This is a genomic window from Pseudomonas sp. NFX98 (assembly GCF_047784845.1).
Lineage (GTDB): Bacteria > Pseudomonadota > Gammaproteobacteria > Pseudomonadales > Pseudomonadaceae > Aquipseudomonas.
In genome coordinates, this window is record NZ_JBLNNF010000013.1 from 190,040 (window position 1) to 215,503 (window position 25,464).

The window sequence follows — 25,464 nt, forward strand, 5'->3', positions numbered from 1 at the left end:
CTAGAGTTCCGTAAGCTCTGCCGAACCCGGCAGATCTCCCTTACGCACGGATGATCGCCAACATGCCGATAACCCAAGCATTGACAGCCGTTGCTCTAACCGTTGCAGCCTCCGCCGTTTTTCCGCTGACCAGTCACGCGCAATCGAAAATCACTGCCGAAGAGGCGCATGCAATCGGCGTGGATGCCTACGTTTATTTCTATCCGCTGCTGACCATGGACATCACCCGCCAGCAATTCACCAACATCGAACCGGGCAAGGAATTCGGTAAAGGTCCGATGAACATGTTTGTGAGCGTGCCGCAATATCCACCAGCAGATTTCAAAGGCGTGGTGCGCTCCAACTTCGACACGTTGTATTCCATTGCCTGGCTCGACTTGACCAAAGAACCGCTGGTAATCGCCGCGCCGGACACCGCCGGGCGTTTCTATTTGCTGCCTATGCTCGATATGTGGAGCGACGTGTTCGCCTCGCCGGGCTGGCGCACCACCGGCACCGACGCGGCGCAATTTCTGGTGACGCCACCGGGCTGGACCGGCACCGTGCCGGCAGGGATGAGTCACTTGCCGGCGCCAACACCCTTTGTCTGGATCATCGGCCGCACCAAGACGGATGGCGCAGCTGACTACGCGGCCGTGCACAAGATTCAGGCGGGCTATACCGTGACGCCGTTGTCGCGGTTGGGCAAAGAAGCGGAAGCGGTCAGTGTGAAAATCGATCCGGCCGTGGACATGAAAACCCCGCCCAAAGTCCAGGTCGATACGATGTCGGCCGGCAGCTACTTCGCCTATGCCGCCGAACTGCTGAAAGTGAACCCGCCGCACATCACCGATCAGCCGATGCTGGCGCAGATCAAGCGCATCGGCATTGAGCCCGGCAAGCCATTCAACCTGGATGCGCTGGACCCTGATGTAAAAGCGGCGCTTGCAACGGTGCCCAAGGACGCGCAAGCGCTGATGGCGTGGAAGTTGCCGACGCTGGCGCGGGTGGAGAACGGCTGGTCGATGAACACCGACACCATGGGGGTCTACGGCAACTATTACCTCAAGCGTGCGATCGTTGCCCAGGTAGGGCTCGGCGCCAACTTGCCCGAGGATGCGATTTATCCGTTGAACGTGGGCGACTCAAACGGCAAGGCGCTCGATGGCGTGAATAAATACGTGCTGCATTTCGACAAAGGGCAAGAGCCGCCGGTGAATGCGTTCTGGTCAGTCACGCTGTACGACCCTGAAGGTTTTCAGGTCGGTAATAAACTGGACCGTTTCGCGGTCAGCAGCTGGATGCCGTTCAAGACCAATGCCGATGGATCGCTTGATCTGTATTTCCAGAACGAAAGCCCCGGCAAGGAGCTTGAGGCCAATTGGCTGCCGGCGCCCAAAGGCCCGTTCAACCTGACCATGCGTTTGTATGGGCCTCGGGCCGAAGCAATGAACGGCAAGTGGAACCCGCCTGCGGTCAAACAGATGTAAAACTCAGGCAGTTAAAGGCAGCCAACGATGCTCACCATCGGCTGCCTTTACGCGTTCAGCTGCCCGTCCCGCCGCCAGCACCGCCGGTTCCACCACCCGCCGAACCGGTACCGCCACCTGCGCCCGAGCCACTGTTGCCGCCTGCACCACCCGCGCTGCCGCTTGAAGAACCCGTCGCGCCGCCATCCCCGGAATTGCCGCCAGAAGGCGCAGCGGGGGTATTGTCGGGCGGCATGACGGGGCCGCTGGTTGCACCGGACTTGGTGCCCGTCGCATCAGCGCCGTCGTTGGAGGCTGCAAACGAGGTCAAGGACGCCGCAGACAGCAATCCGGCCATCAACAGGGAGGTAATTTTGATGTTCATCATGGTACGTCTCCAAAGGTGAGTCGTTACCTGATGTTGGTGTAAAGGGCGGGGTGCTTGGTGCCGGCTGGATGACGAGCGGCACATTCCACGTTCAACCGAAAACCCTGCGGGAGCGAGCTTGCTCGCGATGAGGCCGGCACATTCAACATCTTCATCGATGGAACCACCGCTATCGCGAGCACGCTCGCTCCCACATTGGTTTGGCGTGTTAGCGACGAACGAGATCAGACAGCTTGAGTTCAAGACGCTTTACATCCGTCGGCCGACGCAACCACGGGCGGGCACTGAGGTCACAGTTTTTACACCCCGCCAAATGGAACGGTGGTCATGAAAAAGCTGCGAATTGCGACCTTCAACGTCAACGGCATGCGTGCCCGGTTGCCGAACCTGCTGGCCTGGCTTGAACGCGAGAAACCGGACATCGCCTGTCTGCAGGAGCTCAAATCGGTCGACAGCGCCTTTCCCGCTGCCGAGCTTGAGGCCATCGGCTACGGCGCGATCTGGCAGGGGCAGGCGTCGTGGAACGGGGTGGCGATTCTGGCGCGGGATGCGCAGCCGCTGGAGAGTCGGCGAGGGTTGCCGGGCGATGAAGGAGACAGTCACAGTCGATATTTGGAAGCCGCCGTGCATGGTGTGCTGGTGGGCTGCCTGTACCTGCCCAATGGCAACCCGCAGCCGGGGCCGAAATTCGATTACAAACTGGCCTGGTTCGAGCGGCTGATCCGCCATGCGCAGACGTTGCAGGGCAGCGATCACCCGGTGGTGCTGGCGGGCGACTACAACGTGGTTCCTACCGACATGGATATCTACAACCCGCGCTCCTGGCTCAAGGACGCCTTGCTGCAACCCGAGAGCCGCGCGTGCTACCAACGTTTGCTGGATCAGGGCTGGACCGATTCACTGCGCCACTTGTATCCCGAGGATCGGCTCTACACCTTCTGGGATTACTTTCGTCAGCACTGGCAGAAAAATTCCGGCTTGCGCATCGATCACCTGTTGCTCAACCCGGCCTTGAGCCCTTACTTGCAGGACGCCGGTGTTGATGCCTGGGTGCGCAACGAACCGCATGCCAGCGACCATGCGCCAACCTGGATTCAACTGGACTCGCGCAAACGCCGTTGATTGTTTTTGCGGGGCCATTGGCTAAATCAATTGTCGTGCGCAACGGTTCATCCCTTATACATAGCGGCCATTGGCGGAACGATCCGCAGCCGCCGTGCAAAAGGACTGAACGATGAGCGAGCCACGCCTGACCGACCGTGCGCTGTACCTGCGGCGCCTGGGCTTCGATGCGCCTCCGGCACCGACCCTGGAAACCTTGCTGCAGCTCCAATTGCGCCACACCGGAGCTTTCCCGTTTGAAAATCTCACCACACTGTCGGGCGAACCTGTGCTGATCGACCTGCCGTCGATAGAGCAGAAAGTCCTGCACAACGGGCGAGGCGGGTACTGCTACGAACTCAACTATCTGTACCTGATTTTGCTTCAGGAATTGGGATTCAACGCGCGTGGCATCAGCGGCCGCGTGGTCATGGGCCAGCCCGAAGGCGCATGGACCGCTCGCACCCATCGCTTGACCCTGGTGACACTGGACGGCGTGCGCTACATCACCGATGTCGGCTTCGGCGGCATGGTGCCCACCGCGCCACTATTGCTCGACAGCCCTGCCGAGCAATTCACGCCTCACGAACCCTATCGCATTGAACAGCACGAAGATGGCTACACACTCCGCGCAAAGGTCGGCGACGAATGGCGAGCGATGTACATCTTCGATCTGCAACGCCAGGAAGACATCGATTACAGCGTCGGCAACTGGTACGTCTCGACTCATCCGGAATCATCGTTCGCCAAGCAGTTGATGGTGGCGCGAACCGGGGAAGGTTGGCGGCGTACGCTCAACAACGGCAGTTTCGCGATCCATCGCATAGGCCATGAGAGCGAACGCCGGCAGGTGGACGATGTGCCGCAACTGATCGCCTTGCTGGAAAACGAGTTCGGCATTCGGGTGCCGCCCCATGCGACCTTGATGCACACACTTGAACGCTTGATCGAACCGCAATAGAAACAGCATCGTGCACACAAAAAAGGGGCAGATTGAAGCAATCTGCCCCTTTTTGCGTCAGTTCAGGGTTGTGCATCGGGTTCCATCACACGATGAATTTCTCTGAGGGCCTCCAACAATTTTTTCTCCAGGTTTTTCAGTTCGGGAACCGTGACCCCGGATTTGAGGTGCGCGGCAGAATTGGCCTCAGCGACTTTGCCATCGGCCAGCAACGCCCGGCGCAGAGTGTTGTTGATTGCGGTCTGGTAGCCGTAGCCCTCACTTTCGGCCAGCGCGCGTGCCGCCTCAATGACGACATCATCGAGCATGATGGTGATGCGGGTCTTGCCTTTGCTGGAGGCCACCGCCCCGCGCTTGGCGTTACTGAAGTCGTACTCGTCTTTCATGGGTCAAGCCTCCAGATACTGGCGCCGCTCGTTTTTGCTGGCGAGGCGCGCTGAAATGATTCGAACGAAATTCGGGTCACGGTAGGTGTACGCGACGACCAGCAAACGCCCTTTGTTATCCAGCCCCAGGGTGATCCAGCGTTGTTCATCATGGTGATCGTCCTGAAAGGTCAGGGCGCGCTCGTCATGGAACACCGGTTCTGTCTCGGCGAGGCTGATCCCTTGGTGCTTGAGTTTGTTGGCTGCGTTCTTTGCCTTGTGATACTGAATTTCGAATGGCTTCATTATGCATACTTTATATGTATATGGAAGGTGGCGATCACGACCGATGGTCGCCAGGAATTCAAAAGACTAGCGGGCGGGGGAGAATGGCTCGCGAGGATGTATTTCAAGGTTTTAGGTGCGATTGCGCACGATGGCAGACGGCTTGCATGACCAACCGTTCATAATTTGACGGGCAAGTTGTATACAACTCTATAGACATTTGTCCTGAGTCTTGCATACAGTGTGCGCATAACAAAAACCAGGGAACCCCCTAACATGAAAACGCCCCATGTTTCACACCAACGGCCAGAAGATGAAAATCTTGGTATCGGCGCGAATATGGCTTACGGCCTGCAACATGTTCTGACCATGTACGGCGGCATTGTCGCGGTGCCTTTGATCATTGGTCAGGCGGCCGGCCTCTCGCCGGCGGACATTGGATTGTTGATTGCTGCTTCATTGTTTGCGGGGGGGCTGGCGACGTTGCTGCAAACCCTGGGTCTACCGTTTTTCGGTTGTCAGTTGCCGCTGGTACAGGGCGTGTCATTTTCCGGCGTCGCGACCATGGTGGCGATTGTCAGCAGCGGTGGTGAGGGAGGGTTCCAGTCGATTCTGGGGGCGGTGATAGCGGCGTCCCTGATTGGATTGCTGATCACGCCGGTGTTCTCTCGAATCACCAAGTTCTTCCCACCGCTGGTCACGGGCATCGTGATCACCACCATCGGCCTGACGTTGATGCCGGTGGCCGCACGCTGGGCCATGGGCGGTAACAGCCATTCCCCAGAGTTCGGCAGCATGGCCAACATCGGCCTGGCCGCAATGACACTGGTGCTGGTGCTGCTGCTGAGCAAGATTGGCAGCGCGACCATCTCCCGTCTCTCGATCCTGCTGGCAATGGTCATCGGCACGATCGTCGCGGTGTTCCTGGGCATGGCGGATTTCTCATCCGTCAGCGAAGGTCCGATGTTCGGCTTCCCGACCCCGTTCCACTTCGGCATGCCGACCTTCCACTTCGCGGCAATCCTGTCGATGTGCATCGTGGTCATGGTGACGCTGGTGGAAACCTCGGCGGATATCCTGGCGGTCGGTGAAATCATCGAGACCAAGGTTGACTCCAAGCGTCTGGGCAATGGTCTGCGCGCCGACATGCTGTCGAGCATGATCGCGCCGATCTTTGGCTCCTTTACCCAGAGCGCCTTCGCCCAGAACGTAGGGCTGGTGGCGGTGACCGGGATCAAGAGCCGTTACGTGGTGGCTACCGGCGGTCTGTTCCTGGTGCTGCTCGGCCTGCTGCCGTTCATGGGCCGGGTCATCGCCGCCGTGCCGACCTCCGTTCTCGGTGGCGCCGGTATCGTGTTGTTCGGCACCGTCGCGGCCAGCGGCATTCGTACGCTATCGAAGGTCGACTACCGCAACAACGTCAACCTGATCATCGTGGCAACCTCGATCGGCTTCGGCATGATCCCGATCGCAGCACCGAACTTCTACGATCACTTCCCAAGCTGGTTCGCCACGATTTTCCATTCCGGCATCAGTTCGTCGGCGATCATGGCGATCGTGCTCAACCTGACCTTCAACCACCTCACGGCCGGTAACTCCGACCAGCAGTCGGTGTTTGCGGCGGGCACCGAGCGGGTCTTGCGTTATCAGGATCTGGCAGCGCTGCGCGAAGGGGATTACTTCAGCGACGGCAAGTTGCATGACTGTGATGGCAAGGAAATTCCGGTGGTTGAGGTGGACCACGGGCATGGCGAGCCACGGGCGGTGCATGCGAAAAGCAGTGAACATGTCTGACGTTTTAGGCGAATGAAAAAAGGCCGTTCTGTTGAATGACAGATCGGCCTTTTTGCATTCATGCAGTCTCTATTGTTCGCTTTGCGTCCAGCGCCCCATCAACGTGTTGGACGGCAGTTGTTCATCCAGCAGCTTTCTCGCCGTTTCCACCCCGGCCACCGGCAGCCCTTCAGGGTTCAGCAAGCCAATCTGCACCAGTACGCTGGCCTGATCCCAGTAGATGTGCTCGTGGTACAGCTTGTCCCCGCGGAACTTGATCACGCCCAGCATCGGAATCTCGACGTATTTTCCGGTGGGCGCCACGTTGGGCAGCATCCAGTCGATTTCGGTGCTGTGGGTGAAGCACATGATGAATTCATCGACGATCTGCAATGCGCCGATGGTGCGTGAGATCGGGATGAGCTTCATGTCAGGCGGGTTGCCATGGACAAAATGGTGTTGGTAGAAGCGGCTGAGTTGCTTGGCGCCGACGCCGCCGGTCATGGTCGGGATATGGTTGACGTAGGGCTCGGCGACCATGGTCGCCATGGTGGCCGGTACGTCGCGGGTCTCGAATTCGTGGCGGATGTGGTCTTCCCACAGGGCTGACAGGTTGAAGTGGGGGCCGATCTCGCGCTTGAGGGCGGCGATGCTGCGCTCATGGGCCATCAGCGAGGCCGGTTTGTCGTAGTGTGAACTCCCGGCCCGGGCGAAGGCGTGGTCGACGCCTGGGTACACGTAGATTTCGGCCCTGTCGTTGCCGGCCAGGTGTTGGCTGATCTGGGCGCGGGCGCTGGCGTCGCAGTAGCCATCGTTTTCGGCAAAATGCAGGACCAGGCGGCCCTTGAGGTTTTCCGATTCGTGCAGCAGGTGTTCGATGCCCATGCCGTAGTAGCCGACGGCGCAAGCCACATCGGTGCGCGTGGCGGTCAGCCAGGCCAGCTTGCCGCCCATGCAGAAGCCGACATAACCCAGGCCCGCGCTTTCGACTTCAGGCAGCGCACGCAGGGCGTTGAAACTGGCGTCGATGTCCGTGACCGCCTTGTCCACATCCAGGCGCTGAAACAGGTCGATCGCCGTCGCAAAATCGGCTTCGGTGTAGCCCAGGTCAATCCCCGGTTGCAGGCGCCAGAACAGATCCGGCACCAACGCCACATAGCCTTCCTCGGCATAGAAATCGGCCACGGCGCGCATGTTGGCGTTGATCCCGAAAATCTCCTGGCCGATCACTACCCCGGGGCCTTTGCCGCTGGCCGGCAGGGCCAGGTAACCGCTGAACGTGGCGTTGCTGTCCGTTGCCCGGATCTCAATCATCTTGCCCATGTCATCTACCTCATTCGGTTATCAGATTTATTGGCTGTCACGGTGTTGCTGGAACCACACGCGCGGCGACACGCCGCGGTCAGGCCCGAGAATCGAAAAGCCGCCATCCACCGGCACGTCGACACCGGTCATCCAGCCGGCACCGGCACTGCACAGAAACGCCACCACGCTGCCGATCTCATGACCCCGGCCGATGCGCCCGAGCGGATGAAAAGGCGCCCCGACCCGATCGGCCAGTTGCGGATCGTTGTCGCTGAACTCGGCGACGCTGGGCGACCAGGTCCAGGCCGGGGAAACGCTCAGCACGCGGATTTGCTCCGGGGCCAGGGTCATCGCCAGGTTTTTCGTCAGTTGCAGGATGCCGGCCTTGGACGCAGGGTAGAGCGCGCGCCCGGCCGCACCGAATTTGCCGCCGGTACTGCCGATGTTGATCACCACGCCGCCGCTGGGCAGGTGCACGGCGGCCTTCTGGGTAAAGATCGCCGCCGACACCAGGTTGACGTTGAGGGTTTTCAGCCACTGCGCGCGGTCCGACGCCAGTCCCTGATCGGCGTACAGGCACGCGTTGTTGACCAGAATGTCGAGCCTGCCGAAGCGGGCCAGCGTGGCAGCGATGCACGCGTCGATGTCTTCGTCGCGCTCCACATCGCAGGCGCAAAATCCGCAGTCCAGCGCTTGCGCCAATGCCAGACCACTGTCGGCGTTGCGCCCCACCAGCATCACCCGGGCACCCTCAGCCAACAGCTGCCGAGCGATGTCCAGACCCAGCCCTTGCGTGCTGCCGGTCACAATCGCCACTTTGCCTTCGAGCATCATGACAAGTCCTCCAGCGCTTCGTTGACGTGACTGATACGGGCGATCAGCGCCATGCTCGCCAGCGAGGCCGCGTGTACGCCGCTGTCCGCGCTGGCGCAGGCATCGGCCGCGACCGTCACCTCGAAACCGCAATCCACCGCATGGCGCACGGTGCTTTCCACCACCGAGTGGGTTGCCACGCCGGCGATCAACAGGTGCGAGGGATTGAACCGGCGCACCACGGTTTCCAGCGGTGAGCCATAAAACGCATTGATCCTGTTGTGGGAGACGACGAACTCGCGGCGACTGTTCAGTGGCGTTAGGGCGCTGAAAAACTCCGCGCCCCAACTGCCCTCCCGGACGGCGCCAAGGGTGGCGACCGTGCGCAGGATCGGCGCGTTCTGGATCAGGTCGGCGTAGTCCGGTCGGAACGCCACACGCACGTGAACGATCGGCCAGCCCTTGGCGCGTGCGCCGGCGAGCAATCGGCCGGCCGCATCGAGCAGCGCCGCACGCACGCTGTCATCAGCCCCCAGCCCGACCCGAATCTTGCCCTCGGGGTGCAACACGTCGTTCTGATAGTGCAGGGCGATCACCAGTGGCGTGTTCATCACACGAACACCTCAAGGTTGGCGAACACATCGTTGCAGTTGATGAGGTCCACGCGCTTGAGCTGGATCTGCCAGCCACCACCCTCCTGGGCGGCCAATTTGTAGGTGTAGCGACCGGCGAGCTGGCGTTGTTCCAGGCGCCATTCGCTGTACTGGAAGCTGGCGCTGATCACCAGCAAGCCCTGGGCGTCAAGACCTTCGACCATGACGTTGCCGACCAGGTGCGCGGTTTGGGTCTGCGGTTGCTGCGACCAGTTGCGGGCGTTTTCCACCCGCCGGATCCGCACTTCGCGCAGCATGCGGTTTTCCCAGAACAGCGAGATATGGTCGAACGGGTTGGCTTGCTCGTGCTTGTGCGGCACCCAGTACATGCCGGTGTCGGTGAACAGCTTGTCCCACTCCCAGAAACGTCGCTCATCGAGCAGGCGCGCTTCCTGATAAAGAAACTGTTCGATCTGGCGCAGGGTCTCGGCTGGCACCTGAGCGGGGGTCAATTGGCGGGTGTCGACGTCGATTCGGCGGTCAAGCAGCATGGGTGCTCTCCTTGGCAATCAGGGTGGCAGTCATGAACTGTTTCCAGGCGGCGAACTGGTTGCGCATCGGCAGTTCGCTTGTGCCGTTGATGGACACTGCGCCGTCTTCCAGCGACTTATCGGTGCCGGCGTAGCGGTGCATGCTGATCCACTCGCCACCACGGGTCATGTTGCCTTCCTGACACCGAGCATAGACTTCGACGTCGTCGGGCATCACGTTGGAGGAGGGCGAGTTGATGACGTTGGCGTAGGTCAGCGCGCGGTCGAATACGGCATCCGGAGCACCCTTGCAACGGAAGGTCTGGATCTCGACCATGGTCTGGTCCACGGCGATGGGACGGATGACCCGGAATTGCATGAACACCGTGTGCGGTGATCCGCTGCCGTAAATCACCGTGTTGTGGCGATTCATGCCCAGGATCTCTTTGGCACGCTGCTCGCCATAGGCCTGGCTCAGGCAGTCGAAGTGGGCGCGGGAGACCTCGTCGCGCTCGGCGGCGGCCGGGTCGAAGATCGCTTCCATGTAGCCGTGGCCGTTGTGGTAGGCGCGCAGTTCGAGTTTTTCCCAGAAGTCGTAGGGTTCGCCATTGCCGTCCATGATCAACAGTTCGAAGGGCATTTCACCGATGGCTTCGGCTTCGCCACGCGCCGCGTCTACCGACGATTCGTGGGTGACGCGGGCGTGCATGGTGTCGTGCAGGTTCTCGTAGAACACTTTCCAGTTCGAGCGCTGCTGAACACGGAAGATGCCGCCAGCCACCTCGACTTCGCCGACCGGTGAGCGGTCGCAGAGGTTGTCGATGGAAGTGATGACGCCACCCAGAAATGCTTTCAGGTCCGGTCCGAACGCCGCCTGGCTGGCGAACACGAAGCCGCGATAAGTCTCGACGCGGGCGACGCTGACCATGGAAAAATCCGGGTGCTTGGGGTCGTAGCAAGTGCCTTCGAAACCGCTCTTGAGCGGCGCCGACAGATGCTGGCCGTCGAGTTTGAAGGTCCAGGCGTGGTACGGGCAGCGGAAGAATTTGCCGACACTGCCGTCGCCGTCGGCAACCAGTTTGGCGCCTTTGTGCGGGCAGCGGTTGTACAGCACGCTGACCTGCTGGTTGGCGCCACGCACCATGATCACGTCCTGATCGCCGATGCGCGTGGTGTGATAGTCGCCGGGGTTCTTCACCTGGCTTTCATGGCCGACGTAGATCCAGGCGTTGCCGTAGATGCGCTCCATTTCCAGCTTGAACAGGGTCGGGTCGGTGTAGACGCTCTTGTGAACGCTGTCCTCGCGGATCAAGGCAGCGATTTGTTCGTTGGTCGGTATCACGGGATGTCCTCGGCTTGTCACAGATCGAGCACCAGCAGCGCGCTGCTGGCACGGGAGACACAGGTGCAGAAACTGCCGCTGGCGCGGTCGCGCTCCGACAGGCAGATGTCGCGGTGATCGGGTTGGCCGTCGATGACTTGGGCGACGCACACCCCGCAGTCACCCCGTCGGCAGTCGAACATCGGGTCCAGACCGGCCTGGAGCATGGCCTCCAGCACGCTTTGCCCGGCGGCCACTTGCAGGTTCACGCCGCTTTCGCGCAGGTGCACCTCAAAGCCTTTGTCGCCAGCCACTTCCAGGGCGCCGCTGAACAGTTCGTAATGCAGGTGATCTTCTGCCCAACCCTGTTCGCGAGCGCAGGCCAACACACTGCTGAGCATGGCGGTCGGGCCGCAGATGTAGAGGTGCAGGCCGGGTCTTGGCGTGGCCAGGATCGCAGCGGCAGGAAAGCGTTTTTGCGGGTCGCCGCCGCTGATCCAGCAATGGTTGTCCGGGCAGGCGCGGGCCTCGGGCAGATAGGCCATCTGCGCTTCATCGCGACCGGCGTAGTGCAGGGTGAACGGCTTGCCCGCCGCGTGCAGCGACCGGGCCATGCCAAGCATCGGGGTGATGCCGATTCCGCCGGCGATCAGCAATGCATGTTCGGTGTTTTCACACAGTGGGAAGTGGTTGCGTGGCGCATCGGCGAGCAGTTCATCGCCGACCTTGAGCGAGTGCACCCAACGCGATCCACCGCTACTCGCTTCTTCGAGCTGGACGGCGATTTCGTAGTGTTCACTGTCGGGCAGGTTGACCAGTGAATAGGCCCGGCGTTGAGCGCGACTGCCCGGTACATGCAGCTCCAGATGGGCTCCGGCGGTGAAGTCCGGCAGCGGCTGGGCATCGCTGGACACCAGCAGCACGCGGCGGATTCTGGGGGTCAGAGGATCAATTTGTTGGACCCTGAGCGAGAGGCTGGACATACGCAATTCCTGTCTGAATTCGTAGTCACTGTATGAAGCTTGAGAGGGTCAAAAAAGCCGCAAACGGCAAACCGGTATCCACTTCTGGCGAGAGTGATCCACTTCCTGAAAACATGTACCCCGTACCCTGTAGGAGCGAGCTTGCTCGCGATGGTCGTCAACGATGACGCGGCGAACCTGATTCCCCGCGGTGTTCTCTGGTTCATCTCGAGCAAGCTCGCTCCTACAGGGAATGGGGGGGCAGGAGTTTCAACAATGCACGCAAGTGTTCGCCATCAACCCTGGCCAGATCGTCGAGCACCGCGAAGTGATGACACCCGGCAAGCTCGACAAGGCTCACAGTCTGGCCGGCCTCAAGGCAGGCACTGGCGTATTCGCGCGAATGCCGAATCAACTCCGGCAATTCATCCCCGCCCACGGTCACCAGCAACGGTGCGCCATTGCCGATCAGCCTTTGCGGGCTAAAACGGCGGATCTCTTCTTCGCTCAGTTGCAGCTTGTCGTTGAGCCAGCAGCGGCGGATGGGTTCAAGCTCCATCAGGCCGCTGATCGGCATGGCCAGGGTCACCAGTGGATGCCGTAGATACAGCGCGGTCAGATGGCCACCCGCCGAGTGCCCGCACAGCACCACCTGCTGACCAATGTTCAAGGCTTCGCGATGCGCCAAAAGATAGTCCAGTGCCTTGCCGATCTGGCCGACGATGGTGCTCATGCTCGCTTCGGGCGCGAGGGTGTATTCCAGCAAACCGACATTGAAGCCGGCCTCAATCAGGCCTTCGGCGATAAAGGCGTAGTCGTCCTTGTCCGAGGCCTGCCAGTAACCGCCGTGAATGAACAGCAGTGTTGGTGCCCCGGCATTCGCCTGCGCATACCAGTCGAATCGCTCGCGCATGGCATTGCCATACGGCACATCACGCTGCCAGGCGTGGCTCGCATAAGTCTCGGCGCTGCGCTGGCGAAAACGCTGCATGATCTGCGGAAAATTGCCCACGGCGGCGACGTTGTTGTAAGCCTGATCGAGGTCCATGGCTGCTCACACTCCCAGGTAGCGTTGCGACAATTCGGGTTGGGCCGCCAGCTCCAGCGGTGTGCCGTCCCAGACCTGTCGACCCTTCTCGATGATGTGATGGCGGTCGACCACTCGAGCCATTTCCTTGAGGTTTTTGTCGATCACCAGAATCGTCTCGCCCTCGGCCTTGAGGGTGGCCAGGCAACTCCAGATCTGTTCGCGAATGATCGGCGCCAAACCTTCAGTGGCTTCGTCGAGAATCAGCAGGCTGGGGTTGGTCAGCAACGCGCGGCCGACCACCAGCATCTGCTGCTCGCCGCCCGACAGCGTGCGTGACAGTTGGTCCTGGCGCTCCAGCAGTCGCGGGAACAGTTCATAGACTCGCGCCAGGTCCCATTTGCCCCGCGTGGACGTGGCCAGCAGATTCTCCCGCACGCTCAAGGTGCCGAAGGCGCGGCGGCCTTCCGGCACAAGACCAAGGCCAGCCTTGGCGATGCGATAGGGCGCGGCGCCGCGCATTTCCGTGCCGTTGATGCGGATACTGCCGGCACTGGGCTTGAGCAATCCCATGATCGATTTGACCGTGGTGGTCTTGCCCATGCCGTTGCGGCCGATCAGCGACACCACTTGGCCCTGCTCGATGCTCAGGTGCATGTCGAACAACACCTGGCTCAAGCCATAACCCGCTTTCAAACCCTGAACTTCAAGCATGTTCTTCTCCCAGGTAAGCGGCCCGTACTTGCGGGTCGTTGCGCACTTGTTCGACGCTTCCGGTCAGTACTGTCTGGCCGTACACCAGCACCGTGATGCGGTCGGCGAGGGCGAATACCGCATCCATGTCGTGCTCGACCAGCAGGATCGCGTAGCGGCCCTTGAGGCTGTGCAGCAACTCGGTCATGCGCGCGGATTCGTCGGCACCCATCCCGGCCATCGGCTCATCGAGCAACAGCACCGACGCTTCCTGAGCCAGCGCCAGGGCAATCTCCAGTTGCCGCCGTTCGCCGTGGGACAGCGCCTGCACCGAGTCTTGCGCGCGAAGGCCCAGGCCCACCTGCTGCAAGTAGCCGAGTGCCGGTTCCAGCAGGCGGGTGTCGCGGCTCAACGGGCGCCACATGCCGAATGCCTTGCCCTCGCGGGCGGCGATGGCCAGGGCGACGTTCTCCAGCAGGGTGAACTCGGTGTAAAGCTGGCTGACCTGAAAAGCCCGCGCCAGCCCCAGGCGCGGCCGCTGCCAGGCCGGCACGTGGGTGATGTCCTGGCCGTTGAGATGAATCTGGCCCCGGTCGGGGAAAATCTCGCCGGCAATCTGCGCGATCAAGGTGGACTTGCCGGCGCCGTTGGGGCCGATGATGGCGTGCAGTTCGCCCTTGAGCAGTTCAAGGCTGGCGCCGTTGGTGGCTTTCACGGCACCGAAGGCTTTGTGCAGATCACGAATCGACAGTTGTGCGCTCATGGGCGTGCCTCCACGGCGGCGTTCGGTTTGACGGCAACCACCTTCGGCTTGCGCTGCAACAGGCTCAGCAGCAAACCGTAAACGCCTTTCTTGCCGAACAGCACCACCAGCAGCAGCAATGGTCCGAAGATCAGCATCCAGTGCTCGGTCCATTGGCTCAGCACCTGTTCAAGACCCAGGTAGGTAGCGGCGCCCAGCAGAGGGCCGAGCAGGGTGCCGACGCCACCGAGAATCACCATCGCCATCAGCTCGCCGGACTTGTGCCAGGCGCCCATGTCGGGGCTGACGAACAGTGCGTAGTTGGCCCACAGAATCCCCGCCAGACCACCGCCGGTGCCGGCGATCACAAACGCCGTCAAGCGATAGCGCAAGGGTTTGAGGCCCAGGCTGACGGTGCGCCGCTCGCTCTGCTTGAGCCCGCGCAGGACAAACCCGAAGTGCGAATTGACCAGCCGTCGACACAGCAGCAACCAGCCGGCCAGCAAGGCCACGCACAGGTAGTAGAAGTGGTTGGCGTCAGTCAGATCCAGTGCGCCGAGGGTATTGCGCTCGTTGAGCAGAATGCCGTCGTCGCCGCCGTACAGCGACAGCGAGCCGAGCACGAAATAAAGCATCTGGCCGAACGCCAGGGTGATCATGATGAACTGCACGCCGCTGGTGCGCAGCGACAGATAACCCACCAGCAGCGAGAACAGCGCGCACACCAACAGGGCCAGCGGCCACACCACCAGCGCGCTGTTGTTGCCTTCCCAGCCCCACAGCGGCAGGCCTTGGGACGTGTGAAAGGCAATGACGCCGACGATGTAACCACCGAGGCCGAAGAACGCGGCATGGCCGAAGCTGACCATGGCGCCGTAGCCGATCAGCAAGTCCAGACTGATGGCCGCCATGCCGTAGATTGCGAGGCGGGTGAAGAAGCTGACCAGGTAAGGCTCGTGCAGCCAGTGGGCCAGCAGCGGCATGCAGGCGAAGGTCGCCAGGCACGCAAGGTCAATGATGAGGCGTGGTGACATAGCGTTCTCCTCAGGCGCGGGCCGGCAGCAGGCCGCGCGGGCGCACCAGCAGCACCAGGGCCATGACGATGTAGGCGCTGGCGGAAATCAGCCCGGCGCTCAGGGTGCCGCTGGTTTCGCTGGGCAACAGTTGGTCCAGCAGCGGCGGAATGTAGGCACGGCCCAGGCTGTCCACCATGCCGATCAGCAAGGCTCCCACCAACGCGCCGCGCACCGAGCCGACACCGCCGACGACGATGACCACGAAGGTGGTGATCAGGATCTTCTCGCCCATGCCGATTTCCACCGACAGCAACGGTGCGGCCATGAAACCCGCCAGGCCACACAGCACGCAGCCGAACACGAACACCAGGGTGTACAGCCTTGCGATGTTGACGCCCAGCGCGCCGACCATTTCATGATCGTCGGCACCGGCGCGAATCAGCATGCCCAGGCGTGTGTGGTTGATCAGCAGCCACATGCCGACCGCCACGATCAGCCCGGCGGCGATGAACAGCAGCCGGCTGACCGGGTACATCAATCCCGGCAGCACTTCGACGAAACTGGAGTACCACTCGGGCGTGGGCATCGCCGGTGGGCTGCGGCCGAAGATCAGGGTCAGCAGTTCATTGCTGAAAAACACCACGGCCAACGTCGCCAGCACCTGATCCAGGTGATCGCGATTGTAGAGGCGGCGCATGATCGAGGTTTCGATCAGCGCGCCATAGCAGGCCGAGCCGACCAACGCGGCCAGGCCGCCAAGCCAGAACGAACCGGTGGCCATGGCGGTGTAGGCGGCGCAGAAAGCCCCGACCATGTAAAAGGCGCCGTGGGCCAGATTGATCACGCCCATGATGCCGAAAATCAGGGTCAGGCCTGAGGCCAGCAGAAACAGCAAGGCGCTGTATTGCAGGCCGTTGAGAATCTGTTCGAGCAATAGCATTGCTGCGTTCCTCATGAAAACGCCCCGCAGTTGTGCTGCAGGGCGAGGACGGGAGTCAGGTGCCGGTCAGATCGCGCATTGAGCGGCGTAGCTGTCGACGTGGCGGGTCGCCAGGGTCTTGATCGGTACTTCGATCAACTTGCCGTCGGCGCCGGCCTGCACTTGCAGCAGATACCAGTCGATCACCGGGTGTTGGTTCTGGGCGAAGCTGAAGTCACCGCGAATGGAATCGAACTTGACGTTCTTCATCGCCGACCGGAAGGCTGGCTGGTCTTTGAGATTACCCTGGGAGGTTTTCAGGGCGGCGCCGATCAACCGGGCCGTGTCGTAAGTCTGGGCGGCATACACCGTCGGGACGCGTTTGTATTTCTCGGTGAAAGCCTTGACGAAGGCCTGGTTGGCCGGGTTGTCCGATTGCGGGTTCCACAGGGTGACGATGTTGGTGCCCTTGGCCACGTCGCCGGTGGCGGCGAGCATGCGCTCATCCATGGAGAACACCGGCACCACCATCGGGATTTGCGCCGACAGGCCCGAGCCGCCGTATTGCTTGGCGAAGTTGATACCGCCGCCGCCCGGGTGAAACTGGAAGATCGCATCCGGCGCCAGCGCCCGCACGCGCGCCAGTTCCACCGAGAAATCCAGCTGATTGAGCTTGGTGTAGATCTCGGTCACTTCGCCTTTGAAGGTGCGTTTGAAACCGGCCAGTGCATCACGGCCACCCTGATAGTTGGGCGCCAGGATCACCATCTTCTTGTAGCCCAGTTCATTGGCGGCGACGCCGGCCATTTCGTGCGGGGTGTCGTTCTGGTACGAGCCGACGAAGTAGTTGGCCATGCACTTTTCACCGGCAAGGGTCGACGGCGCGGTGTTGTTGCTGACGTAGAAACCGTCCTTGGTAGCGGTGTTGATCACGGCCGCCAGCACGTTGGAAAAAATCACCCCGGTGTACAGCGAGATACCGTCCAGGCTCATGCGGTCGGCGATCTGCTTGGCCTTGGCCGGTTGCAAGCCATCATCTTCCACGATGAGTTGCACCGGCACGCCGCCGAGCTTGCCGCCTTCCTGATCGATCGCCAGCTGGAAGCCGTCTCGCGAGTCTTCGCCCAGGTAACCGGCGGGGGTGGAGAGGGTGGTGATGAAGCCGATTCGGACTGGCTCCACGGCCTGGGCAGCCGTCGCTGCGCAGAGGGAGGTTGCCAGACATGCACGCAATACCAGGTTTTTCATGAGGCGGCCTATGAAGTAGGTCGTGCCAACGCACGGTAGATGTCGATGAGGGCAGTGATTCAGTGTTCGGTCGGGCCGATTGATTGTTGTTATGGGTCGCTGTGTCAGCTGTTGCTCTCGGTGAACTTCTCCAGATAAAGGCGGCTTTGATCCAGGCCCTGCTGCTGGCGCCAGTCCTTGATCGACTCGACCATTGGCGGCGGGCCGCACAGGTACAGGTCGAATGGCTGGTCACGCAGCTCGGCCAACTCCAGGTGTTCGGCGATGTAGCCGGTCTTGCCCGGCCAGTCGGGGTTGGGGTTGCTGACCACGGGTGTGAAACGGAACCCCGGGATCCTGGCGGCATAGGCCTCGATGCGTGAGATCTCACACAGGTCCTCGGCTTCGCGCACGCCGTAGTAAAGGTGTACCGGGTGACCGCAGCCTTGCTGCTCGGCGATCTGGTCGAGCATGCCGAGGAATGCCGACAGCCCGGTGCCGCCGGCCACCATCACCAGCGGGCGGTCGATATGGCGCAAGTAGAAGGCACCCAGTGGCGCCTCCATGTGAATCACGTCACCGACCTGGCAGCGATCGCGCACGTAGTCGGTCATCACGCCGCTGGGCAGCAGGCGAATGAGGAATTGCAGGTTGCTGCTGCCCGGCGCGCACGCAAACGAATACGAGCGCCGATGCTCGGTGCCCGGTACTTGCAGGCGTGCGTACTGGCCCGGCAGATAGTCCAGCGCCGCGCCCGCTGCGCCGACCTCCACGTGCACGATGGCGGTGGTCGGGGAGACCTGTCGAACCTCGCTCACAGTGCCTTGCAAGCTGCTCGGGCCGCTACTTCCGCAGAGGCTCGAATCGAAGTCGAAGTAGAACGCGGCATCCGACTGCACCCGCGTCTGGCAGCTCAGCACCTTGCGTTCAGCCAGGTCGCTGGCCGACAGCGCTTTATCGTCCACGTAGTCCTGGGTGTATTGCCCGGATTCACAGCGGCCTTGGCAGGTCGCGCAAACCCCTTCGCGGCAATCCAACGGAATCTTGATCCCGCTGCGCAGGGCCGCGTCGAGCAGGATTTCATTGTTCTGCACGTTGCAGAAGAGTGTTTTGCCGTCGGCGAAACTGAAGGCGACCTTGTACGTCATGAGCGTTAATCCGCAGGGTTCAGAAATGGTAGAAATCGAGTACGGAGTTGATCGTGTCGTTGAGCAGCACCACGTGCTTGCGGGCGATCTTCCAACTCTCGCCGTCGGGGCGCAGGCGGTAGGTGGCGCGGCCGAAGAATTGCTCGGCGGTCTGCATGCGGTAGTACAGCGTGCTCCAGTTGACGCGCACCTCCAGCTCATCGTCCTGCAGCGGCGCGATGCGCACGTTGCTGATCAGGTGCAGGGTGCGCGGCATCGGAATGGTCGACGCCGCCTTGCCGGTGCGAATGCGAAACACCCGGTCTTCCAGGCCACCCCGGTTGGGGTAATAGATCAGCGACATGCCTTTTTTCGGGTCGGTGGTGTAGACGTGCTCCGAATCCCATTGCGGCAGGTGGAACTCGCTGTCGTCACTGAACATGGCCAGGTAGGTGTCCCAGTCCTGGGCATCGCAAGCCTCGGCGTTGCGGTAGAGAAATTGCTCGATGCGGTATTGCAGTTGCGAATTCATGTTCACACCTCACGCAGTTTCAACGGTTGTTGTTCGGCCGCCTTGCGCGCCAGGCCTTCGAGCAAAAAGCGCTGCCAATTGGCGTGCTGGTTGACGTACAGGCCTTCATGGGTGAACTCGGTGCCGGTCAGTGCCGGCGCGATGCCAATGGCTTCGCTGTTGCGGGTGGCGCCTTTGACCCACTTGCCTTCGCCACGGGAAATATCGCTCCAGCGTTCCAGGCGGGCCTGGAAGCCACGTTGGGCTTCACGAAATTCCACGAGGTCATCGGGGGTGCCCATGCCGGACACGTTGAAGAAGTCTTCGAATTGGCGAATGCGGTTTTCCCGATCGGCATCCGACTCGCCGACCACGCCCACGCAGAAGCTGTTGATCTCGGTTTTGTTCCAGGCCAGCGGGCGGATGATCCGCAGTTGCGAGCTGATCTGGTCGAGGAAAAACATGCTCGGATAGACGTTCAGGTTGCGCAGGCGATGCATCATCCACTCGGCCTTGCCCTGGCCGTGTTCCTTGACCAGACGCGGCATGATGCTGGCGTAGCCGGGGCGCACGGCCGGGTTGGGCATGTCACTGAACAGCACGCTGTGGCCGTTGTGGAAGGCGAACCAGCCGTCGTCGGTTTCCTTGTCGCCGGCCCCCAGCTTGCTGTAGTCCAGGGTGTCGCCGGCGCTCAGGCCTTTTTCGGCGTTGACCTGCTGGCGGTGCTGCACGGTGGCCACGTAGTTGTAGTGGACGGTGCTCACGTGATAACCGTCCAGACCGTTCTCGTTCTGCAGTTTCCAGTTGCCGTCGTAGGTGTAGGCCGATTTGCCCGGCAGCACTTCGAGCTGACCGGTGGGCGACTGCGCCACCATCATGTCGAAGAACACCTTGGCGTCACCGAGGAAGTCTTCCAGGGTGTCGGTGCCCTCCACGTTGAGGCTGACGAACACAAAGCCGTTGTAGCTTTCGATGCGGGCCTTTTTCAGGCCACGGGTGGCCTTGTCGAAGCCTTCGGAGTATTCGCCCGGCGCCTTGACCTTCACCAGCCGGCCATCGCTTTTGTAGCACCAGGCATGGAAGGGGCAGGTGAAGGTTGACTGGTTGCCCTTGCCAACGCGGGTGAGGGTGGTGCCGCGGTGCTGGCAGGCGTTGATCAGCGCGTTGAGACGACCTTCACCGTCGCGGGTGATGATCAGCGGCTGGCGGCCGGCGCGCATTGTCATGAAGTCGTGATTATTGGCGATCTCGCTTTCGTGGCAGGCGTAGATCCAGTTCTTCTCGAAAATCAGTTCCATTTCCAGATCGAACAATTCCGGGTCGGTAAACATATCGCGGGCAATACGATAAACACCATCTTCCGGACGGAAGTCCAGGCAACTTTCGATATAACTTTTCCACTGTTCGACACTTCGTGCAGTTGTCATTTCCCGGTCCTCGGCCAATGGGCTAATTCATGGGTTCATTTAATGCCTTGGTGGCGGGCAGGGTCTATCCGCTTAATAGTGGAAACCCATCCGGAAAATAAGCCCCGTTCTTCGGCTGTTACCGGCTTATCCCCGTAAACACTGACTTTTGTCGTGCTTGTCGGCTGAGCAAATGGCTATTTGTCGTTCAGTAACGGGATAGCCGCTGACGAACTTGTTACGGCTTAATTTCAATCGAAGCACCATCAGAGTGTCTCGCTGCAGGTCGCTGGAAACTGCCATTGCTCATGGCCTTGGGTTCCGTACCAAAAGTGCCTTCTATTCATGTGTTGCTAAATAAGCAGCAGGGGAAGAAATAATATGTTGCATAAGACTTGGTTCGTTCGGGGGGTTCAAACAATTGGCTTGTTGACGCCATTGTTGGCACAAGCAGATGTGGTCAATGACAGCAAGCTGACGCTGGGTACGCGCAACTTTTACATCGATCGGGATTACAAGGAGAACAACCCGCCCCATTCGCGAGTGGGCAGCTGGACCCAGGGTTTCGACCTGCGTTTCGCCTCCGGCTATACCGAAGGCCCGGTGCAGTTCGGCCTCGATGCAGAGGCGCAATATGCGTTTCGCCTGGACGGCGGTGGCGGGCGCGGCGATGACACGATCATCCCTTACAGCCAGAGTCGTCAGGAGCAGGCCGATGAATACAGCCGCGGCGGTGTGACGCTGAAAATGCGTTACTCGAAAACCGAGCTGAAAGTCGGTGAGTTGCGGCCGTTTCTGCCCGTGGTGATCATTGACGACTCGCGCCAACTGGTCACGACCTATCGGGGTGCCTTGCTCGAATCCAAGGAGGTCGACCGTCTGACATTGACCGCCGGGCGGCTGACGGAGATCGGTGCGCGTAACTCCTCCAACTACGAAAAACTTTACCTGCAAACCGGCTCCGGCGTGCGCCATGGCAGCGACGGCCTTAACCTCGCCGGCGCCAGTTACGCTTTCACCCCATCGCTGACCGGCACCTACTTCTACGCGCAACTGGAAGATATCTACCAGCAGCACTACCTGGGTATCACCCATCTGGCGGATCTGGGTGACGGTTATGGACTGAAGACAGACCTGCGTTACTTCAACAACAGCGAAGACGGCGACGCGCTCTACGGCGACATCGACAACCGCTCCTACGGCGCCATGACCTCGCTGAAAAAGGGCGGGCACCGCTTCGGCGTGGGCTACCAGCGCATGCTCGGTGACAGCAACTTCCCGACCCTGGGCGGTTATGTTCCACAGCCGTTTCTGGTGAACTGGTCACGGGTGGGGTTCATAAAACCCAACGAAAAATCCTGGCAACTGCGTTATGACTACGACTTTGCCGCCCTCGGCGTGCCGGGTCTTAACTTCATGACCCGCTACTTCAAGGGCACGTCGGTGGACCGTGGCGACAACCTCAGCCAGGCAGCGGAGCAGGAGCGCAACCTGGTGTTGTCTTATGTGGTGCAAAGCGGCCCGCTCAAAGGCGTGGGCGTGGAGGCGGGCAATGTCGTCGCCAAATTCAGCCACGGCAATGACTGGGTGGAGAACCGCCTGATCACCACTTACACCTGGAAATTTTGGTAACGTCCTGCCCTCAAATCGAACGCGGTTGTGCGCTGAAGTGACGCCTTGGGTAGCGCAATTCCCAGGGCGTTGACCCTTGCCGGCACCGTCGCTGTGCGCATCAACGCCGCACAGCGCGTTCGATATCCAGATAGTTTCCGATTACTAGCCAAAAAATGCGGATATCGCCTGTTCGCACCGGCTGGGCATAGCCCTTGCAAACGTAATGAGAATACGCGCCGAAGAGCGTGTCGATGTCCATTGCCGTGGGTGTACTGAAATGACCGAACCAAATGTTGCCCAGTTTCGAGATATCCGCATAGATCGCTACGACCTGGCTGGTGCCCGTGCGTGGATGGCCGGTATTTGTGGGCCACACGAACTGCAGACCAGCCAGCCAAACCGGATTCAGTTTCACCACAAGGCCAATGTGTTCAAATCCATGTCCACGACCTTGGGCCGGATGGAATACGGCACCGACGTGACCATCGGCGTCGAGGATGCCGAACACCTCAATTGCTACAGCCTGAGCCTGCCGATACGCGGCGAACAGGAGCTGCTCAAGGACGGTCGCCGGTTGCACTCCAGCCAGGACCAGGGCCTGATCGTGACACCGCACGAAACCCAGGCACTGACCATGGCCGGAGACTGCCACAAGATTTCCGTGGTGATCACCCGCATGGCCATGCGCCAGACCCTGGAAGGCATGCTGCAGCGTCCGTTGGAAATGCCGGTGAAATTCGAGCCGGTGATGGACGCGGTCAACGGTGCCTCGGCCTCCTGGTGGCGGCTGGCCCGTTACTACATCGATGAGCTGGAGCGCGGTCAGGATCTGTTCAATCAGGTGTTCTTCACCCGCGATATCGAAAGCGCGTTGATCAAGGGCCTGATCCTTTCCCAGCCCAACAACTACAGCGCCGAACTGCGTGACCAATTGGGCGCCAAGTTGCCGTACTACCTGGTGCGCGCCAAGGACTTCATCGAAAGCAACGCCCGCGAAGACATGCACCTGGAAGACATCGAGGCGGCGGCAGGGGTGTCGCGCTTCAAACTGTTCGAAGGCTTTCGCAAGCACTTCGGCGTCTCGCCCATGGCTTACCTGAAAAAGTATCGCCTCGGCGCCGTGCGTCAGGAAATCCTCGAAGACGCCTCGGTGCGCAACATCTCGGTGATCGCGATGTGCTGGGGGTTCTCGCATCTGGGCCGGTTCGCCAGCGAGTACCGCAAGCTGTTCAACGAAACGCCCAGCGCCACTCTGCAACGCAGCGAAGCCCGTCGCAATCGGTCGCTTTGAGATGACGACCTTACAAGCCGCCACCGCCAACAGCGTGGGCCTGAACTTGTCGTTGATGTGCCGCGAGCCGGTTTTCACCAGCCGCTCGGCGCAGGAAACCCAGCGCTTGATGGGGCAAGCGTTGGTGGAGCATGAGCTGAATTGGCCACGGGGCGGCGTCGATACGGCGTTCTATCGCGGCCAGGTTGCCAGCTGCGAACTGTATGCGCTGCGTTACGGCGGCCAGGTAGAAATCCGGCCGCAGCCTTTCGAAGATTTCGTGCTGGTACAAATGCCGCTGCGCGGCAATGCGACCCTCGAGTCCGACGGCATGGGCTATGGCGTCAGCCCCGGAGAAGTGGCGATTCTGTCTCCGCGTGAACACGCGCGCGTGGTGTGGGAGGAGGGCTGTGAGCAACTGATCCTCAAACTGCCTCGGGCACTGATCGAGGCGAGCCAGCAAGCGCTGGCCGATGACTTGCCGTCAGGCTTCACGTTGGCGCCGGTCAGTCGCCTGCAACGGCCACTGGCGATGCGCTGGTTTCGTCTGGTCAGCGAGTTGCTGGAGCACTTGCCCGAGGGCGAGGCGAGCGCAACGCCTTCACGCTGGCTACAGCATCTGGAGCAAAGCCTGCCGCTGTTTCTGCTCAGCCATTGTGGCGTTGCACAGCAAGACTCGCCTTCGTCGCGGCAGCCCACCCGCCAACTGCAAAAAATCGACAGCTGTATGCGCGAACACCTTGCGCAGGGCATCAGCCTGGCTGAACTGGCGGTTGCTGCCGGGGTGAGCATTCGCAGCCTGAACACGTTATGCCAACGCGAATACGGTCAAAGCCCGATGGACCGTTTGCGCGGATTACGGCTTGAAGCCGCGCGGGAATATTTGCTGGCGCGACCGCACGCCAGTGTGACTGAGGTGGCGCTGGAGTTCGGGTTTGGGCATGTGGGGCGATTTGCCAATTACTATCGGCAGCGTTTTGGAGAGTTGCCCAGGCAGACGGTGAAGTCTCAGGCATGAGCAGAAAACGCGAGCACAAAAAAACCCGCCATTAGGCGGGTTTTTTTGTGGTCGGAGATTTTGATCTCCGAACCTTGTCTGGCTCCACGACCTGGACTCGAACCAGGGACCCAGTGATTAACAGTCACTTGCTCTACCAACTGAGCTATCGCGGAATGGCGCCTATGTTACTGATTCAAAAAGAGAAGTCAAGCATCAGATAGCAACTCGACGGATTCATCGGGACGGACGGTGGTTTATCGTTGATTGGCGGTTACCGGAATCGCCTCAGGGAGCTACCATGACCGCCCGGAAGTGGTTACACGCGCTGCCGGCCATTCGCCGAAAAGGTACGCGCCATGTCTCGCTTGACCACCACAACACCCGAAACCAACGAGGTGCTCGCATGAGCATCGCACAGATCAGCCTGCCTAAAGGTGTTGGCCCGCACGCTGAAAAACTCTTCGACGCGATCACCCAGGCCAGCACCGCTGATGAGTTGAATCGCGCCGGTGGCAAGGCCGAAGGGTTTGTTTTGGGGCTGGAAAGCACCAAGGCGATCAAGAGCCAAATCGCCGAGTCGCTCTACGTCGCCTATGACGACGCCGCCAGCCAACGCGCGAGCGAACTGGCTTAACCGCCGAAGGTGATCGTGCCCATCATCAGTTTGGCGTAGAGCGCCGTGGCGCCCAGTTGCACAAGCCATAGCGCCAAACCACCGAGAAATACGCCGGCAGCGACTTGCATCACCAGGTTGTTGCCGCGTTTGGCCGGGGCGCGGGGGACGAAGCGATCCAGCTCATCCAGGTCATCGCGATCAGCGCGAAGGTTGTCGTTTTTCATTTGGGTTCTCGTCAGAAATACGGGGTGTACATAAAACCTGTGGGAGCGAGCTTGCTCGCGATGTGGGCATTGCATCCAGCATATGTATTGGCTGGATGAACGTCATCGCGAGCAAGCTCGCTTGTATGCTAGGACTTGAAGGGAGGAGGAGGGACAAGGCTCGATTCTGACTGTTAGCGCAGTACAGATCCGTGGGAGATTTCGCCCCTCCTCCTTTCACCCAAGCG

General features: G+C 60.7%; 27 protein-coding genes and 1 tRNA gene. 8 read left to right on the forward strand and 20 right to left on the reverse strand.

The genetic code is table 11. The features are described from left to right. The first annotated feature begins 62 nt into the window (after nt 1-62). A complete protein-coding gene (locus ACM110_RS18800; protein WP_416128947.1) occupies nt 63-1,469 on the forward strand; it encodes a DUF1254 domain-containing protein in 1,407 nt (468 codons plus the stop codon). A 55-nt stretch (nt 1,470-1,524) separates the two neighbouring features. Here ACM110_RS18800 and ACM110_RS18805 read toward each other — a convergent pair whose 3' ends face one another. Continuing rightward, nucleotides 1,525-1,836, reverse strand: a complete 312-nt coding sequence (locus tag ACM110_RS18805; protein WP_416128948.1) for a hypothetical protein — start codon at nt 1,834-1,836, stop codon at nt 1,525-1,527. 327 nt (nt 1,837-2,163) lie between these two features. Here ACM110_RS18805 and ACM110_RS18810 point away from each other — a divergent pair, with 327 nt between their 5' ends. Next, nucleotides 2,164-2,958 (forward strand): exodeoxyribonuclease III, encoded by a 795-nt coding sequence (locus ACM110_RS18810; RefSeq protein WP_416128949.1) that lies wholly within the window; start codon nt 2,164-2,166, stop codon nt 2,956-2,958. A gap of 112 nt (nt 2,959-3,070) precedes the next feature. Then, nucleotides 3,071-3,898: an arylamine N-acetyltransferase family protein gene (locus ACM110_RS18815; RefSeq protein WP_416128950.1), complete on the forward strand. Its 828-nt coding sequence runs from the start codon at nt 3,071-3,073 to the stop codon at nt 3,896-3,898. A 62-nt stretch (nt 3,899-3,960) separates the two neighbouring features. On the opposite strand, the gene ACM110_RS18820 is transcribed toward ACM110_RS18815, so the two are convergent. Both ACM110_RS18820 and ACM110_RS18825 read right to left on the reverse strand, forming a co-directional pair. Then, complete coding sequence (locus tag ACM110_RS18820) at nt 3,961-4,284, reverse strand: BrnA antitoxin family protein (protein WP_416128951.1); 324 nt, start codon at nt 4,282-4,284, stop codon at nt 3,961-3,963. 3 nt (nt 4,285-4,287) lie between these two features. After that, the gene (locus ACM110_RS18825; protein ID WP_416128952.1) at nt 4,288-4,569 is read right to left on the reverse strand and encodes a BrnT family toxin; all 282 of its coding nucleotides are present in this window, start codon (nt 4,567-4,569) and stop codon (nt 4,288-4,290) included. A 255-nt stretch (nt 4,570-4,824) separates the two neighbouring features. Between ACM110_RS18825 and ACM110_RS18830 the strand changes: the two genes are divergently transcribed. Beyond that, nucleotides 4,825-6,342 carry a nucleobase:cation symporter-2 family protein gene (locus ACM110_RS18830; RefSeq protein WP_338585767.1) on the forward strand — a complete coding sequence of 506 codons (1,518 nt, stop codon included), beginning with the start codon at nt 4,825-4,827 and terminating at the stop codon, nt 6,340-6,342. A 69-nt stretch (nt 6,343-6,411) separates the two neighbouring features. On the opposite strand, the gene ACM110_RS18835 is transcribed toward ACM110_RS18830, so the two are convergent. From ACM110_RS18835 to antA, 15 genes are all read right to left on the reverse strand, one after another. After that, entirely contained in the window at nt 6,412-7,644 is a 1,233-nt protein-coding gene (locus ACM110_RS18835; RefSeq protein WP_416128953.1) for a dienelactone hydrolase family protein, read from the reverse strand. A gap of 27 nt (nt 7,645-7,671) precedes the next feature. Continuing rightward, nucleotides 7,672-8,460, reverse strand: coding sequence for an SDR family oxidoreductase (locus tag ACM110_RS18840; protein ID WP_416128954.1), 789 nt, complete (start codon nt 8,458-8,460; stop codon nt 7,672-7,674). Then, nucleotides 8,457-9,050, reverse strand: a complete 594-nt coding sequence (locus tag ACM110_RS18845) for a cysteine hydrolase family protein (protein WP_416128955.1) — start codon at nt 9,048-9,050, stop codon at nt 8,457-8,459. Before ACM110_RS18845 ends, ACM110_RS18840 begins: the two co-directional genes overlap by 4 nt. Next, nucleotides 9,050-9,583, reverse strand: coding sequence for an aromatic-ring-hydroxylating dioxygenase subunit beta (locus ACM110_RS18850; RefSeq protein ID WP_338585772.1), 534 nt, complete (start codon nt 9,581-9,583; stop codon nt 9,050-9,052). Before ACM110_RS18850 ends, ACM110_RS18845 begins: the two co-directional genes overlap by 1 nt. Continuing rightward, complete coding sequence (locus tag ACM110_RS18855) at nt 9,573-10,904, reverse strand: aromatic ring-hydroxylating dioxygenase subunit alpha (RefSeq protein ID WP_416128956.1); 1,332 nt, start codon at nt 10,902-10,904, stop codon at nt 9,573-9,575. Before ACM110_RS18855 ends, ACM110_RS18850 begins: the two co-directional genes overlap by 11 nt. A 17-nt stretch (nt 10,905-10,921) precedes the next feature. Further along, nucleotides 10,922-11,866, reverse strand: coding sequence for a PDR/VanB family oxidoreductase (locus tag ACM110_RS18860; protein WP_416128957.1), 945 nt, complete (start codon nt 11,864-11,866; stop codon nt 10,922-10,924). 223 nt (nt 11,867-12,089) lie between these two features. Beyond that, the gene (locus tag ACM110_RS18865; RefSeq protein ID WP_416128958.1) at nt 12,090-12,893 is read right to left on the reverse strand and encodes an alpha/beta hydrolase; all 804 of its coding nucleotides are present in this window, start codon (nt 12,891-12,893) and stop codon (nt 12,090-12,092) included. A gap of 6 nt (nt 12,894-12,899) precedes the next feature. Continuing rightward, nucleotides 12,900-13,586: an ABC transporter ATP-binding protein gene (locus ACM110_RS18870; RefSeq protein ID WP_416128959.1), complete on the reverse strand. Its 687-nt coding sequence runs from the start codon at nt 13,584-13,586 to the stop codon at nt 12,900-12,902. Further along, on the reverse strand, nt 13,579-14,328 hold the full coding sequence (locus ACM110_RS18875) for an ABC transporter ATP-binding protein (protein WP_416128960.1): 750 nt from the start codon (nt 14,326-14,328) through the stop codon (nt 13,579-13,581). The genes ACM110_RS18870 and ACM110_RS18875 overlap by 8 nt, the downstream gene beginning before the upstream one ends. Then, nucleotides 14,325-15,341 (reverse strand): branched-chain amino acid ABC transporter permease, encoded by a 1,017-nt coding sequence (locus tag ACM110_RS18880; protein ID WP_416128961.1) that lies wholly within the window; start codon nt 15,339-15,341, stop codon nt 14,325-14,327. Before ACM110_RS18880 ends, ACM110_RS18875 begins: the two co-directional genes overlap by 4 nt. A gap of 10 nt (nt 15,342-15,351) precedes the next feature. Continuing rightward, the gene (locus ACM110_RS18885) at nt 15,352-16,263 is read right to left on the reverse strand and encodes a branched-chain amino acid ABC transporter permease (protein ID WP_416128962.1); all 912 of its coding nucleotides are present in this window, start codon (nt 16,261-16,263) and stop codon (nt 15,352-15,354) included. A gap of 66 nt (nt 16,264-16,329) precedes the next feature. Beyond that, the gene (locus ACM110_RS18890) at nt 16,330-17,490 is read right to left on the reverse strand and encodes an ABC transporter substrate-binding protein (RefSeq protein WP_338585780.1); all 1,161 of its coding nucleotides are present in this window, start codon (nt 17,488-17,490) and stop codon (nt 16,330-16,332) included. Nucleotides 17,491-17,594: 104 nt separating this feature from the next. Next, on the reverse strand, nt 17,595-18,617 hold the full coding sequence (antC, locus tag ACM110_RS18895; RefSeq protein WP_416128963.1) for an anthranilate 1,2-dioxygenase electron transfer component AntC: 1,023 nt from the start codon (nt 18,615-18,617) through the stop codon (nt 17,595-17,597). 19 nt (nt 18,618-18,636) lie between these two features. After that, nucleotides 18,637-19,128, reverse strand: coding sequence for an anthranilate 1,2-dioxygenase small subunit (gene antB, locus ACM110_RS18900; protein WP_416128964.1), 492 nt, complete (start codon nt 19,126-19,128; stop codon nt 18,637-18,639). A 2-nt stretch (nt 19,129-19,130) separates the two neighbouring features. Next, nucleotides 19,131-20,534: an anthranilate 1,2-dioxygenase large subunit gene (gene antA / locus ACM110_RS18905; RefSeq protein ID WP_416128965.1), complete on the reverse strand. Its 1,404-nt coding sequence runs from the start codon at nt 20,532-20,534 to the stop codon at nt 19,131-19,133. A 360-nt stretch (nt 20,535-20,894) separates the two neighbouring features. Between antA and ACM110_RS18910 the strand changes: the two genes are divergently transcribed. The 3 genes from ACM110_RS18910 (at nt 20,895) to ACM110_RS18920 (ending at nt 24,415) form a co-directional block, all read left to right on the forward strand. Beyond that, nucleotides 20,895-22,145, forward strand: a complete 1,251-nt coding sequence (locus ACM110_RS18910) for an OprD family porin (protein ID WP_416128966.1) — start codon at nt 20,895-20,897, stop codon at nt 22,143-22,145. A 259-nt stretch (nt 22,146-22,404) separates the two neighbouring features. Continuing rightward, a complete protein-coding gene (locus ACM110_RS18915) occupies nt 22,405-23,418 on the forward strand; it encodes an AraC family transcriptional regulator (protein ID WP_248691348.1) in 1,014 nt (337 codons plus the stop codon). A gap of 1 nt (nt 23,419) precedes the next feature. After that, nucleotides 23,420-24,415, forward strand: a complete 996-nt coding sequence (locus tag ACM110_RS18920; RefSeq protein ID WP_416128967.1) for an AraC family transcriptional regulator — start codon at nt 23,420-23,422, stop codon at nt 24,413-24,415. Between the two features lie 79 nt (nt 24,416-24,494). Here ACM110_RS18920 and ACM110_RS18925 read toward each other — a convergent pair. After that, nucleotides 24,495-24,570 (reverse strand) — tRNA-Asn (locus ACM110_RS18925). A 230-nt stretch (nt 24,571-24,800) separates the two neighbouring features. Here ACM110_RS18925 and ACM110_RS18930 point away from each other — a divergent pair. Next, complete coding sequence (locus ACM110_RS18930; protein WP_416128968.1) at nt 24,801-25,031, forward strand: hypothetical protein; 231 nt, start codon at nt 24,801-24,803, stop codon at nt 25,029-25,031. Here ACM110_RS18930 and ACM110_RS18935 read toward each other — a convergent pair. Further along, a complete protein-coding gene (locus tag ACM110_RS18935) occupies nt 25,028-25,237 on the reverse strand; it encodes a hypothetical protein (RefSeq protein WP_416128969.1) in 210 nt (69 codons plus the stop codon). The genes ACM110_RS18930 and ACM110_RS18935 overlap by 4 nt on opposite strands. Nucleotides 25,238-25,464 lie beyond the last annotated feature (227 nt).

Excerpts from the sequence above, each read along its gene's own strand:
- ACM110_RS18920 (WP_416128967.1), top strand. The coding sequence starts at position 23,420 with ATGACGACCTTACAAGCCGCCACCGCCAACAGCGTGGGCCTGAACTTG.
- antC (WP_416128963.1), bottom strand. The coding sequence starts at position 18,617 with ATGACGTACAAGGTCGCCTTCAGTTTCGCCGACGGCAAAACACTCTTC.
- ACM110_RS18850 (WP_338585772.1), bottom strand. The coding sequence starts at position 9,583 with ATGCTGCTTGACCGCCGAATCGACGTCGACACCCGCCAATTGACCCCC.
- ACM110_RS18810 (WP_416128949.1), top strand. The coding sequence starts at position 2,164 with ATGAAAAAGCTGCGAATTGCGACCTTCAACGTCAACGGCATGCGTGCC.
- ACM110_RS18880 (WP_416128961.1), bottom strand. The coding sequence starts at position 15,341 with ATGTCACCACGCCTCATCATTGACCTTGCGTGCCTGGCGACCTTCGCC.
- ACM110_RS18935 (WP_416128969.1), bottom strand. The coding sequence starts at position 25,237 with ATGAAAAACGACAACCTTCGCGCTGATCGCGATGACCTGGATGAGCTG.
- ACM110_RS18870 (WP_416128959.1), bottom strand. The coding sequence starts at position 13,586 with ATGCTTGAAGTTCAGGGTTTGAAAGCGGGTTATGGCTTGAGCCAGGTG.
- ACM110_RS18890 (WP_338585780.1), bottom strand. The coding sequence starts at position 17,490 with ATGAAAAACCTGGTATTGCGTGCATGTCTGGCAACCTCCCTCTGCGCA.
- ACM110_RS18915 (WP_248691348.1), top strand. The coding sequence starts at position 22,405 with ATGACCGAACCAAATGTTGCCCAGTTTCGAGATATCCGCATAGATCGC.
- ACM110_RS18910 (WP_416128966.1), top strand. The coding sequence starts at position 20,895 with ATGTTGCATAAGACTTGGTTCGTTCGGGGGGTTCAAACAATTGGCTTG.
- ACM110_RS18830 (WP_338585767.1), top strand. The coding sequence starts at position 4,825 with ATGAAAACGCCCCATGTTTCACACCAACGGCCAGAAGATGAAAATCTT.
- ACM110_RS18840 (WP_416128954.1), bottom strand. The coding sequence starts at position 8,460 with ATGATGCTCGAAGGCAAAGTGGCGATTGTGACCGGCAGCACGCAAGGG.
- ACM110_RS18800 (WP_416128947.1), top strand. The coding sequence starts at position 63 with ATGCCGATAACCCAAGCATTGACAGCCGTTGCTCTAACCGTTGCAGCC.
- antB (WP_416128964.1), bottom strand. The coding sequence starts at position 19,128 with ATGAATTCGCAACTGCAATACCGCATCGAGCAATTTCTCTACCGCAAC.
- ACM110_RS18815 (WP_416128950.1), top strand. The coding sequence starts at position 3,071 with ATGAGCGAGCCACGCCTGACCGACCGTGCGCTGTACCTGCGGCGCCTG.
- ACM110_RS18885 (WP_416128962.1), bottom strand. The coding sequence starts at position 16,263 with ATGCTATTGCTCGAACAGATTCTCAACGGCCTGCAATACAGCGCCTTG.
- ACM110_RS18825 (WP_416128952.1), bottom strand. The coding sequence starts at position 4,569 with ATGAAGCCATTCGAAATTCAGTATCACAAGGCAAAGAACGCAGCCAAC.
- ACM110_RS18860 (WP_416128957.1), bottom strand. The coding sequence starts at position 11,866 with ATGTCCAGCCTCTCGCTCAGGGTCCAACAAATTGATCCTCTGACCCCC.
- ACM110_RS18865 (WP_416128958.1), bottom strand. The coding sequence starts at position 12,893 with ATGGACCTCGATCAGGCTTACAACAACGTCGCCGCCGTGGGCAATTTT.
- ACM110_RS18875 (WP_416128960.1), bottom strand. The coding sequence starts at position 14,328 with ATGAGCGCACAACTGTCGATTCGTGATCTGCACAAAGCCTTCGGTGCC.
- antA (WP_416128965.1), bottom strand. The coding sequence starts at position 20,534 with ATGACAACTGCACGAAGTGTCGAACAGTGGAAAAGTTATATCGAAAGT.
- ACM110_RS18845 (WP_416128955.1), bottom strand. The coding sequence starts at position 9,050 with ATGAACACGCCACTGGTGATCGCCCTGCACTATCAGAACGACGTGTTG.
- ACM110_RS18805 (WP_416128948.1), bottom strand. The coding sequence starts at position 1,836 with ATGATGAACATCAAAATTACCTCCCTGTTGATGGCCGGATTGCTGTCT.
- ACM110_RS18820 (WP_416128951.1), bottom strand. The coding sequence starts at position 4,284 with ATGAAAGACGAGTACGACTTCAGTAACGCCAAGCGCGGGGCGGTGGCC.
- ACM110_RS18930 (WP_416128968.1), top strand. The coding sequence starts at position 24,801 with ATGAGCATCGCACAGATCAGCCTGCCTAAAGGTGTTGGCCCGCACGCT.
- ACM110_RS18835 (WP_416128953.1), bottom strand. The coding sequence starts at position 7,644 with ATGGGCAAGATGATTGAGATCCGGGCAACGGACAGCAACGCCACGTTC.